This is a genomic window from Halochromatium sp. NSM3 (assembly GCF_059621085.1).
Genome location: NZ_JCAQIA010000061.1, coordinates 1 through 10,945, shown reverse-complemented (window position 1 = coordinate 10,945; position 10,945 = coordinate 1). Strand labels below are relative to the sequence as shown.

Annotated in this window: 9 protein-coding genes and 1 pseudogene; 5 read left to right on the top strand and 5 right to left on the bottom strand. The window is 61.6% G+C overall.

What is annotated here, in order from left to right; genetic code table 11:
• Positions 1 to 401: 401 nt before the first annotated feature.
• Positions 402 to 635 (top strand): annotated as a pseudogene (locus AC54T3_RS16685) (transglutaminase family protein); the annotation flags it as partial.
• On the opposite strand, the gene AC54T3_RS16680 reads toward AC54T3_RS16685, so the two are convergent.
• Both AC54T3_RS16680 and folE read right to left on the bottom strand, forming a co-directional pair.
• Positions 598 to 1,710, bottom strand: a complete 1,113-nt coding sequence (locus AC54T3_RS16680) for a zinc-binding metallopeptidase family protein (RefSeq protein WP_496626445.1) — start codon at positions 1,708 to 1,710, stop codon at positions 598 to 600. The pseudogene AC54T3_RS16685 and the gene AC54T3_RS16680 sit on opposite strands and share 38 nt — an antisense overlap.
• Positions 1,711 to 1,751: 41 nt before the next feature.
• Entirely contained in the window at positions 1,752 to 2,387 is a 636-nt protein-coding gene (folE, locus tag AC54T3_RS16675) for a GTP cyclohydrolase I FolE (protein WP_496626444.1), read from the bottom strand.
• Between the two features lie 235 nt (positions 2,388 to 2,622).
• Here folE and AC54T3_RS16670 point away from each other — a divergent pair, with 235 nt between their 5' ends.
• The 3 genes from AC54T3_RS16670 to AC54T3_RS16660 are packed head-to-tail and all read left to right on the top strand — an operon-like array spanning position 2,623 to position 7,288.
• Entirely contained in the window at positions 2,623 to 4,398 is a 1,776-nt protein-coding gene (locus tag AC54T3_RS16670) for an N-acetylglutaminylglutamine amidotransferase (RefSeq protein ID WP_496626443.1), read from the top strand.
• 35 nt (positions 4,399 to 4,433) lie between these two features.
• The gene (gene ngg, locus AC54T3_RS16665) at positions 4,434 to 6,182 is read left to right on the top strand and encodes an N-acetylglutaminylglutamine synthetase (protein ID WP_496626442.1); all 1,749 of its coding nucleotides are present in this window, start codon (positions 4,434 to 4,436) and stop codon (positions 6,180 to 6,182) included.
• Positions 6,179 to 7,288, top strand: coding sequence for an osmoprotectant NAGGN system M42 family peptidase (locus tag AC54T3_RS16660; protein WP_496626441.1), 1,110 nt, complete (start codon positions 6,179 to 6,181; stop codon positions 7,286 to 7,288). Before ngg ends, AC54T3_RS16660 begins: the two co-directional genes overlap by 4 nt.
• A gap of 96 nt (positions 7,289 to 7,384) precedes the next feature.
• Here the strand turns inward: AC54T3_RS16660 and AC54T3_RS16655 are convergent, their stop codons facing one another.
• From AC54T3_RS16655 to AC54T3_RS16645, 3 genes are all read right to left on the bottom strand, one after another.
• Positions 7,385 to 7,873, bottom strand: coding sequence for a molybdenum cofactor biosynthesis protein MoaE (locus AC54T3_RS16655; protein WP_496626440.1), 489 nt, complete (start codon positions 7,871 to 7,873; stop codon positions 7,385 to 7,387).
• Between the two features lie 326 nt (positions 7,874 to 8,199).
• Positions 8,200 to 8,601, bottom strand: coding sequence for a type II toxin-antitoxin system VapC family toxin (vapC, locus tag AC54T3_RS16650; RefSeq protein WP_496626439.1), 402 nt, complete (start codon positions 8,599 to 8,601; stop codon positions 8,200 to 8,202).
• Complete coding sequence (locus AC54T3_RS16645; RefSeq protein ID WP_496626438.1) at positions 8,598 to 8,792, bottom strand: type II toxin-antitoxin system VapB family antitoxin; 195 nt, start codon at positions 8,790 to 8,792, stop codon at positions 8,598 to 8,600. The genes vapC and AC54T3_RS16645 overlap by 4 nt, the downstream gene beginning before the upstream one ends.
• A gap of 616 nt (positions 8,793 to 9,408) precedes the next feature.
• Here AC54T3_RS16645 and AC54T3_RS16640 point away from each other — a divergent pair.
• Positions 9,409 to 10,945, top strand: a 1,537-nt coding sequence (locus AC54T3_RS16640; protein ID WP_496626437.1) for a PrkA family serine protein kinase, incomplete at its 3' end; no start/stop codon positions are given.

Here is a 10,945-nt window from a genome sequence, read left to right as displayed (position 1 = left end):
CGTTGCAGGACACCGTCAAACATCCGGGCATCAGCTCCAGGGTCGCTAGAAGATGACTATAGATTACAATAGGTTAGAATCACCTTAAAAGGGCTGGTCTCGTAGTCGAAAGAGCCGCCGCGCTCTAGACAGGCATCGGCGATGTAGGCTTCGTAACCGTAGTGCAGGCCGAGCAGGAACAACGGCAGCATTAGCAACAAAGAGGCCGCCAGGTGGTGGGCGGAAAGCGGCAGCAGTCATACGGATGCTCCGAGTTGAGGGGTTACGCCGGCTGATCGACCGCGCCGAGTCAACGTTTGCGACTCGATATGATACGGATGCCGGCTGTAAGCGTCTCGCGAACGCGATGTTTCTGAATGCTGGTTGCGCTCAATCATAAGACCGAATACCGCACCGACACGCGCCATATCGTCAGCTGCAACGGTCGATGCCCGCCGCTACGCCCGACCGGTCGCAAGGGCGAGTACGTCGCCGGGGTACGCTTCCCGGTCAACAGCTACGAGGCCGAGAGTCGACGAATTGCGCGCTTTCGGCACATGGGGCATACGCCAGGCGATATCGATCCGCCGCCCGAGGAGCCGGCGGGGGAGTATCCGTTTACGCTCGACCTGCGCTGGATGTCGGGTTGTTTGTAGTTGTCGCCACAGTGACGGCTGCATGCACCACACGATGCACAAAACGCAACTTCTCGATCGCCGGCGTCGCCAGCACGAACGGATAGGCGTGCTCATGACCGATGCTGCGATTGAGGCTGTTAAGGGCGAGGGTTAGCGGGAGCCAGTGTTGGAGGATGCTGTCGAAGGAGGTGGCCCGGTAGGCGTCGAAGCCGTGATCGACATCCAGTGCCGTGTTGTTGCCAGCGCGCGGGCGGATGCTGAGACCGAACTGATAGGCGGTTTCCAGCGCGTCGACCATCAGCAGATAGTGGGCCCAGCTCTCGGCCCAGTCTTCCCAGGGGTGCGTGCTGGCGTAGGCGCTGATGAAGTGCTCGGGCCAGTCCGACGGCGGGCCTTGTTGATAGTGCCGGTCCAAGGCCTGCGCATAATCCAGGGTTTCATCGCCGAATAACGCCCGAAACGGCATCAGCCAGTCGCTGTCGCGGATCAGGCGGTCCCAGTAATAATGACCGGACTCATGCCGGAAGTGGCCGAGGATGGTGCGGTAGGGCTCATCCATCTGCTCGCGCATGCGCTCGCGCTCGGCTGGATCGGCCTCGGCGAGATTGATCGTGATCAGGCCTTGCGCATGCCCCGTCATCACCTTATTGCGCTCGCTGAAACTGGCGGGGGTGTCGGCAAGGAACGCGAACTCGAGGCCGGCCTGGTCACGCCGGCGCGGGATCACCGGCAGCCCGAGCTGCAGCAGGGTGTAGATCAGGCGCCGTTTCTCGGTCTCCATTGCCCGCCAGCGCTCTTGATTGCCGCTCACCGAGAGGTCGGGGATGGTGCCGTTGAGGTCGCAGGCGGCGCAAAACGCCTGCTCGCTGTCGGCGTCCACCATCCAGTTGCAGACCTCATGCTGGGCGGAGTTGTTGCACATCCGGTAGCGGGCCTGGTCGCCCACCGGCTGCCAGACGCCTTCGCCGATGGCCTCGAGAGGCACCAGGCTTAGGCGCTCTGGCAGGAAGCCCAGCGGTAGACCACACTGCGTACAGGCGACATTCTCGAAGTAGAGGATGTTGCCGCAATTCGTGCAGCTAAAGAGTTTCATGGGTGGTTCAGGACGCTGTTGGTCGGGCTCGGCGATGCGGGCTAGCGATTCAGGAAGCCCATGAACTCGGCACGGGTGCGGGCGTCGGACTCGAAGGTACCGCGCATCGCGCTCGAGATCGTGGTGCTGTTCTGTTTCTGCACGCCGCGCATCATCATGCAGGTGTGGCTGGCTTCCATCACCACGGCGACGCCATGCGCGCCCAAGTGCTCCATCAGGGCATCGGCGATCTGACTGGTCAGGCGCTCTTGTACTTGCAAGCGGCGTGCGAAGACATCGACCACCCGCGCGACCTTGCTCAGGCCGACGACCTTGCCGTTGGGGAGATAGCCCACATGCGCCTGGCCGAAGAAGGGCAGCATGTGGTGTTCGCAGAGGCTGTAGAACTCGATGCCGCGCACGACCACCATCTCGCGGACATCTTCCTCGAACAGCGCCTTCTTGATGGTCTCCTCGGCCGATATTCCGTAGCCACTGGTGAGGAAATCCAGCGCCTTGGCCACGCGCAGCGGGGTGCGCTTGAGTCCCTCGCGCTCGGGGTCCTCGCCGAGCTGGGTCAACAGCTCGTGGATGAGATGCTCCTTGTGCGCGTCATAGACCTCTTGCTCGTCGGCTGGCTCGAAGCTATCGGCGCAGTGCGCGTCGGGCAGGCGCGAGAGATTGGTGTGTGCGGGCATCGTCTGTTGTTCCTTGTTGGGTGCTAGCAAAGAGTTAGGGGTCATCGCATTGAAATACGACCAGGCGGCCATTGCTGAGTAGCGCCAAGGCAGTGCTGAAAGCGCGCCAAGCATGCGTGCCGACAGGGCGAGCGGCGAGCGCCCCTGCCCCGATGGAAGGCCAGAGGCGGATTCGTTAAACTGACATGAACGCCGCGCGCGCCCTCCGAATACCCCTAGCCTTGAGGATTTCCAGATGTGTGGATTCTGCGGTGAGATCCGCTTCGATGGTCAGCCGATCGATCTTGGTGCACTGGCTGCTGTGAACCAGAGCATGCAGGCTCGCGGACCTGACGGCAGCGGTCTGTTCCAGCAGGCTCGGGTCGCGCTCGGCCACCGCCGCCTCAGCATCATCGACCTCAGCCCACATGGCAACCAGCCCATGGTCGATAGCGAGCTAGGGTTGACCATCGCCTTCAACGGTTGCATCTACAACTACAAGGAACTGCGCGAAGAACTCAAGGGTCAGGGTTATCGGTTCTTCTCGCACAGCGATACCGAGGTGATCCTGAAGGCCTTCCATGCCTGGGGGGCGGAGTGTGTGCAGCGGTTTCACGGGATGTTCGCGTTCGCGATCGCCGAGCGCGATAGCGGGCGCTTGACCTTGGCGCGCGATCGGCTCGGCATCAAGCCGTTCTACTATGCCGAGCAGCCGGGCGCCTTGCGATTTGCCTCGAGCCTGCCCGCGTTGCTCGCCGGCGGCGGCATCGACACCGATCTCGACCCGGTCGCGCTGCACTACTACATGCACTTCCATGCCGTGGTGCCGGCACCGCACACCATCCTGCGTGGCGCGCGCAAGCTGCCGCCGGCGACGATTCGGGTGATCGAGCCCGATGGCCAGGTGCGCGAGCATCAGTATTGGCAGCCGAGTTTCATCGCCAGCCCGGATGAGCAGGCGCTGAGCTTTGAGGATTGGCAGGACCGGGTGCTGGCGGCCTTGCGCACCGCCGTCGACCGGCGCCTGGTGGCCGACGTCGATGTCGGCGTGCTGCTCTCCGGCGGGTTGGATTCGAGCCTGATCGTCGGCCTGCTGGCGGAGCAGGGCCAGCGCGGGCTGAACACCTTCTCGGTCGGTTTCGAGAGCGTCGGTGACGAGGCCGGCGATGAGTTCCAGTACTCGGACATCATCGCCAAGCACTACGCGACCGATCATCACAAGATCCAGGTCGACTCGCGCAACCGGCTGCTGTCGAGTCTGCCGGGCTGTGTGCGGGCGATGTCCGAGCCGATGGTCAGCCATGACGTCATCGGCTTCTATCTGCTCTCGCAAGAGGTCGCCAAGCACGTCAAGGTGGTGCAGAGCGGGCAGGGCGCCGACGAGGTCTTCGGCGGCTACCACTGGTATCCACCGATGCTCGAGAGCCAGGATCCCGCTGCGGACTACGCACGCGTGTTCTGTGACCGCGAGCATGCCGAGTATCTGCGGGCGGTGCATCCGCGTCTGCACGGCGAGGACCATAGCCGCGCCTTCATCCGCGAGCATTTTGCGATGCCGGGGGCCGATGCAGCGGTCGATAAGACGCTGCGGATCGATCAGCAGATCATGCTCGTCGATGACCCGGTCAAGCGGGTCGACAACATGACCATGGCGGCGGGTCTGGAGGCACGCGTGCCGTTCCTGGATCATGAGCTGGTCGAACTCGCGGCGCGGATTCCGGCGCGGCATAAACTTTGCGATGACGGTAAATGTGTACTCAAGGCGGTTGGGCGGCGCATCATCCCGACCGAGGTCATCGACCGGCCCAAAGGCTATTTCCCGGTTCCGGCCCTGAAGTATCCGCGTGGCGAGGTGCTCGAGATGATGCGCGAGACGGTGCTCAGTCAGCGCGCGCGCGAGCGCGAGCTGTTCCAGCCGGCCTATGTGCAGCCGCTGCTCGATGCACCAGATGAGCACATTACGCCGTTGCGCGGCTCCAAATTGTGGCAGGTAACGCTGCTCGAACTCTGGCTGCAAGAGCAGGGAATCTAAAGACAGAAAACGAAACCGGACGAGGGGACAGCGCAATGAGCACGCGGGAGCACATCCATCATCGGCTCGAACGGCGGCGGGCGCAGTCGGTCAGCAGCTGGGACAACAAGCGCCGCCACGAGAACGAGATCTGGTCGGAGACGGCCGTGGACTGTGGCTGGGGACGGCTGATCTTCGGCCAGACCTTCAACGATCCGCAGAAGCTGGCCGAATGTCTGCAAGAGGAAGGCTCCGGCCGGCGGGATGTGGCCATGTATCTGCGTGATCCGCATGTGGTGCTGTCCTACGCGCCTCAGGATCTGTTCCTCGACCCCTCGCATACCTTTCGCTTGTGGCTCGACCGCTATCAATACTCCCATCGGCGGCCCAAGGGCTTCGTCGTGCGCCTGCTCAACAACCATGCCGACGCCGAGGCCGTGCATCGGCTCTATGCCTCGCGGCGCATGGTGCCGCCGAGCGCTGAGTTCATCTGGCGGCAACGGGCGTCGCGCGTGGTCCAGTGCTGGGTCGCGCAAGACGAGCAGGACGGCGGCATCCTCGGTTGCGTGAACGGCGTCGATCATGTCGAGGCCTTCGGCGATGTCGAGCGCGGCGCGAGTCTTTGGGCCTTGGCGGTAGATGCCCAGGCTCCGTATCCGGGCATTGGCGAGGCGCTGGTGCGGCAGGTGACCGAGTTCTATCAGGCCCGCGGTCGCGCTTTCCTGGACCTATCGGTGATGCACGATAACAAGGGCGCGATCCGCCTCTACGAAAAGCTCGGTTTCGAGCGGGTGCCGGTGTTCGCACTGAAGAACAAGAATGCCTATAACGAGCCGCTGTTTATCGGCAAACAGCCGGCGGCGCAGTTGAATCCCTATGCCGCGATCATCGTCAACGAAGCGCGCCGGCGCGGGATCGGGATCGAGGTCATCGATGCCGAGGCCGGTTACTTTGCGCTCGGGCTCGGCGGCCGGCGCATCGTCTGCCGCGAGTCCTTGAGCGAGCTGACCACGGCGGTGGCGATGAGCCGCTGCGACGATAAGGTCGTGACTCAGCGCTTGCTGCGGCGTGCGGGCCTCAAGGTGCCGGATCAATGCACCTACGAGGCCCTGGATCAGGCCGAGGCCTTCCTGACCCGTCACGGCAGCGTCGTCGTCAAGCCGGCTCGGGGTGAACAGGGCGCGGGCATCAGTGTCGATATCCGCGATCCGAACGATCTCGAGCGCGCGATCAAAAACGCCCGGCGCATCTGCGAGACGGTGATCCTGGAGCAGTTCTGCACCGGTGCCGATCTACGTATCATCGTCATCGATTTCCAGGTGGTGGCGGCCGCGATCCGCAAGCCGGCGCAGATCGTCGGCACCGGCGCGCATAATATCGGCGAGCTGATCCAGATCCAAAGCCGGCGACGACGGGCGGCGACCAGCGGTGAATCGAGTATCCCGGTCGACGACGAGACCGAGCGCTGCGTGCGCGAGGCCGGCTTCAAGATGGAAGAGACCTTGCCCTACGGGTGCACGCTAGTGGTGCGCAAAACCGCGAACCTGCACACCGGCGGCACCATCCATGATGTGACCGATTCACTGAGCCCGGCGCTGGCCCAGGCGGCTGCGAAAGCGGCGCGGGTGCTTGACATTCCGGTGACGGGCCTGGATTTTCTAGTGCCGGACGTGACTGCGTCCGACTATGTGATCATCGAAGCCAACGAGCGGCCCGGGCTGGCTAACCACGAGCCCCAGCCGACCGCCGAACGTTTCGTCGACTTGCTCTTTCCGCAGACCGCAGCCCGGGAGCTCAGCGCTTGAAGCATCTTCGTATCGATACCGAGTACCTGCTCGATATCCTGCTCAAACTCCTCTTTACGCCCAGTCCCGCCGGTTACACGGATCGGGTGGTCCATCTCGTGTGCGAGGAACTCGAGCGCCTTGACGTGCCCTTCGAGCTGACCCGCCGTGGCGCGATTCGCGCGACGCTGAAGGGTGAGGCCGCGCGGCCGAACAAGGCCATCGTCGCCCACATCGACACCCTCGGGGCGATGGTCAAGGCGCTGAAGCCCAACGGGCGCTTGCAGATGGTCCCGGTGGGACACTGGAACTCAAGGTTCGCTGAAGGGGCGCGTTGCACGCTGTTCACCGATATCGGCCAGCATCGCGGCACCATCCTGCCGCTAAAGGCCTCGGGGCATACCTTTGGCCCCGAGATCGATAAGCAGGAGGGCGGCTGGGACCATGTCGAGTTTCGCATCGATGAGCGCGTCTATGACCTCCAGAGTCTGCTTCAGCTCGGGGTTCATGTGGGCGACTTCATCGCCATCGATACCTCGCCGGAGATCACGGCCACCGGCTACATCAATTCGCGTCATCTCGATGACAAGGCCGGCGCGGCGCTGCTGCTTGCGGCGGTCAAGGCCGTGAAGGAGAGCAAGGTCAAGCTCCCGGTCGATTGCCATCCGCTGTTTACGATCTCGGAAGAGGTTGGCTCCGGCGCCTCGGCGGCCTTACACAAGGATGTCGCCGAGATGCTGACCATCGACAATGGCACCACCGCGCCAGGGCAGAATTCGAGCGAGTTCGGCGCGACCATCTGCATGGCGGATATGGGCGGCCCGTTCGACTACCACCTGACCCATCGCATCATCCAGATCTGCCAGGAGTTCCAGATCCAGCATCAGCGCGATGTGTTCAAGTACTACCGCTCCGACAGCGCTGCGGCGCTCGAGGCCGGCAACGATGTGCGCACGGCGCTGGTGACGTTCGGGATCGACGCCTCGCACGGTTACGAGCGCATCCATCAGGAAGCGCTCGAGTCCGTCGCCGAACTGGTCGCGATCTATATGCAATCGCCCCCGCTCTACGCCCGCGATCGGTTCGAGATGGGGCCACGCGCTGGCTTTCCGACCGTTCCGGGCTAGCGCGGAAAGGCGGATGGGTCGAGCATTGCGTGCGGTGCAGCAATATCATGGCTCGTTGGTCCGCAGCCGCAGCCTTGGTAGAACCTCGCATGATGCTCAAGCGCCCTGAGTATCCTGGTCGGCGTTGACTTGCCAGCGTTGCTGGGCCGCCGCATCGCCGTCGCGCGCTTCGACCCAGCGCTCACCGGTCTCGGTGCGCTCCTTCTTCCAGAATGGTGCGTCGGTCTTGAGGTAATCGATGATCAGCTCGCAGGCGCGAAAGGCATCACCCCGATGCCGGCTGGTCACCGCGACCAACACAATGGGATCTTCTGGCTCGAGTCGGCCGACGCGATGCAGGATACGAATCCCCTCGAGCGGCCAGCGGCGTTGCGCCTCGGCTGCGATCTTCGCGAGCGCGCGCTCGGTCATCCCTGGGTAATGCTCGAGCGTCATCCCGCAGACGTTGGCGTCCTCGTTGAGGTCACGCATCAGACCGACGAAGGCGACCAGGGCGCCGACCTGAGGCTGGCCGCGACGCAGTTCGTCTTGCTCCGCGAACGGGTCAAAGGGGGTGGACTGGATGCGAATCTGCGTGCTATTCATCGGCTCGTCTCGAATACGACGTTTTTGGCTTGGTCTGACTCTTTTAGCATGATCTAGACGCCGGGCACCGGAAAACCGGTGGACTATAGTTCCTAGCTAGAGAATTCATTGCCATATGATCAGAATTTCGATGCGATCTATTTGACATTATTGATTGTCCTTTAATTGATTCTTGGTAACTATTTCTAACTCAATATTTTGATCTAAATTTTGTTCTATAAAGTCCCGTACGAGACGTGCTATTAAAGTACTCTTTTTGTAACCATCCGCGCCGTCGGCACTTCGCTCTCGCTCAGTGCCGCCGTCGCGGGCGGGTCAGCCGGGCGTTATGTTTCTTGTAGAGCTGGTTCGAGCCCTAGATGATCAACGAAGGGAATGAAGTCGCGATCCAGAAAAAGCAACGGGAGGCGGTTCTCTATGCAGAAAGTCGCAATGATGACATCTGCGGTTTTTCTGATCGTAATCCCTTTTTTTCGGAGCGTTCGGTAATTGTCCGCGCACTTTTCGGCCATTTCTTTGCCAAACATCTCATACTGATTCAGAGTCAGCAGGCTTTGCTTGGCCTGCTGGTAATCTCTATCGTTGTGGATCCCTTGTAGGATTTCCAAAAATATAAGGTCACCCATCGCGACTGATCCCTCGATTATCGAGGAGTCCAGAAGATCGGTTTGAGGGTTTTCGATACCATTGAAATAGTCGATCCAGACGCTGGTATCCACCAGTATCATTCCGCACTCCGCATGTCATCCAGATCACCTTCCCACTTGATCTTGCCTCGCAATGTTCGAATCTCTTGCTGCTTGCTCAACCGCACCAGGAGTTTCAGGCCTTGCTCCACGGCTTCTTTTTTGGTTTCGTAACCCGAGGCCTTCAGGGCTTCGGCCATCAACTGGTCGTCAATGACAATGTTCGTTCTCATGCCGCACCTATGTGTATCATCGTGGCCGTCTATACACACTCTAGCGCTTCATAGAGAACATAACAATCGGCTGCACAGCGACCGATGTTCCGCCGCCTTGCGGCTCCAAACCGGCGCGGGAGCGGACCTTTCGGGCTGAACCCGGGCGACGGAGGCTGTCTAACCAGGGGTGGCCGGGTCGCTGTGATGATTCCGCACCGATCTGGTGCGACTACTTGACGCAAGGGCACCTGAAGCTGGCATTATCAGGCTTGGACCGCAGGTGTCGCCGCGTTGCATGGGAGCGTGGCGCAGAGATTGCAGAGGTTGCAGAGACCGCAGCGGGTCGCGAACGCCCGCTCGGCTGTGGAAGCGGCTGATGTCCCGCGAAGTGCCGGTTGCGTGCCGGCGAAGTAACGGTTAGCTAGAGGCCCGGTCGGAGTTCCGGTTGAAGAGCCGCTGAAGCCCCGGCGGGGGTGAGCAAAGAGGAGCTTGCATAACAGGCTTGGGGCGTTCATCTCTGACAACGCCTCAAGGCTGAAAGAACAGACTAACTGGCGCGTCAACGCAGCGGCGCAACGAGCCGCGCGCTCAGGCAGCGCCTTCCGATCGTGACTTCCGAGCGAGGTAAATCTGAATGTCGATCTTCGAGCGCTACCAGGCCAGATATGAGTCTTCCCGCGAGGAGGACATGAGTCTGCAAGAGTATCTGGAGCTGTGCAAAAGCAACCCGATGGCCTACGCGGGGTCTGCTCAGCGCCTGCTGGCCGCCATCGGCGAGCCGGAGCTGATCGATACCCACAACGATCCGCGTCTGAGCCGTATCTTCCAGAACAAGGTCATCAAACGCTACCCGGCCTTCTCCGACTTCTACGGCATGGAGGAGGCGATCGAGCACCTGGTCTCCTACCTCAAGCATGCCGCGCAGGGGCTGGAGGAGAAGAAGCAGATCCTCTACCTGCTCGGGCCGGTCGGCGGCGGTAAATCGTCACTCGCCGAGAAGCTCAAGGAGTTGATGCAGCAGATCCCGTTCTACGCGATCAAGGGCTCGCCGGTGTTCGAATCGCCGCTCGGGCTGTTCTCGCCGGAGGAGGACGGCAAGATCCTCGAGGAGGACTATGGCATCCCGGATCGCTGCTTGCGCAACATCATGTCGCCCTGGGCCGTGAAACGGCTGCAGGAGTATCACGGCGACATCACCAAGTTCCGCGTCGTCAAGCTCTATCCGTCGATCCTCGAGCAGGTCGCGGTGGCCAAGACCGAGCCTGGCGATGAGAACAACCAGGATATCTCGGCCCTAGTCGGCAAGGTCGATATCCGCCAGCTCGAGCATTTCGCGCAGAACGACGCCGATGCCTACAGCTATTCCGGTGCGCTCTGTCGGGCCAATCAGGGCCTGATGGAATTCGTCGAGATGTTCAAGGCGCCGATCAAGGTGCTGCATCCGCTGCTCACCGCGACCCAGGAGGGCAACTACAACGCCACCGAGGGGCTGTCGGCGATCCCGTTCCAGGGCATCATTCTGGCGCACAGTAACGAGTCGGAGTGGCAGTCGTTCCGCAACAACAAGAACAACGAGGCCTTCCTCGACCGCGTCTTCATCGTCAAGGTGCCGTACTGCCTGCGCGTCACCGAAGAGAAGCAGATCTACGACAAGCTCTTGCGCCACAGCACCCTGAACCAGGCGCCCTGCGCGCCGGGCACGCTGGAGATGATGGCGCAATTCTCGGTGCTGACACGGATGAAGGAGCCGGAGAACTCGAGCATCTTCTCGAAGATGCGCGTCTACGACGGTGAGAATCTCAAGGACACTGACCCCAAGGCCAAGTCGGTGCAGGAGTATCGCGACTATGCTGGCGTCGACGAGGGCATGTCCGGCATCTCGACGCGGTTCGCGTTCAAGATCCTGTCGCAGGTGTTCAACTTCGATCACAGCGAGGTTGCCGCCAACCCGGTACATCTGCTCTATGTGCTCGAGAAGCAGATCGTGCGCGAGCACCTGCCGCAGGAGGTCCAGGATCGCTACTTTGGCTTCCTCAAGCAATACCTGGCACCGCGCTATGCGGAGTTCATTGGCAAGGAGCTGCAGACCGCCTATCTGGAGTCCTACGCCGAGTATGGCCAAAATATCTTCGACCGCTATGTGACCTACGCCGACTACTGGATTCAGGATC

What these genes read in the sequence shown, in the direction of transcription:
- AC54T3_RS16680 (WP_496626445.1), bottom strand. Translation starts at nt 1,710, where the DNA reads ATGAAACTCTTTAGCTGCACGAATTGCGGCAACATCCTCTACTTCGAG.
- folE (WP_496626444.1), bottom strand. Translation starts at nt 2,387, where the DNA reads ATGCCCGCACACACCAATCTCTCGCGCCTGCCCGACGCGCACTGCGCC.
- AC54T3_RS16670 (WP_496626443.1), top strand. Translation starts at nt 2,623, where the DNA reads ATGTGTGGATTCTGCGGTGAGATCCGCTTCGATGGTCAGCCGATCGAT.
- ngg (WP_496626442.1), top strand. Translation starts at nt 4,434, where the DNA reads ATGAGCACGCGGGAGCACATCCATCATCGGCTCGAACGGCGGCGGGCG.
- AC54T3_RS16655 (WP_496626440.1), bottom strand. Translation starts at nt 7,873, where the DNA reads ATGAATAGCACGCAGATTCGCATCCAGTCCACCCCCTTTGACCCGTTC.
- vapC (WP_496626439.1), bottom strand. Translation starts at nt 8,601, where the DNA reads ATGATACTGGTGGATACCAGCGTCTGGATCGACTATTTCAATGGTATC.
- AC54T3_RS16645 (WP_496626438.1), bottom strand. Translation starts at nt 8,792, where the DNA reads ATGAGAACGAACATTGTCATTGACGACCAGTTGATGGCCGAAGCCCTG.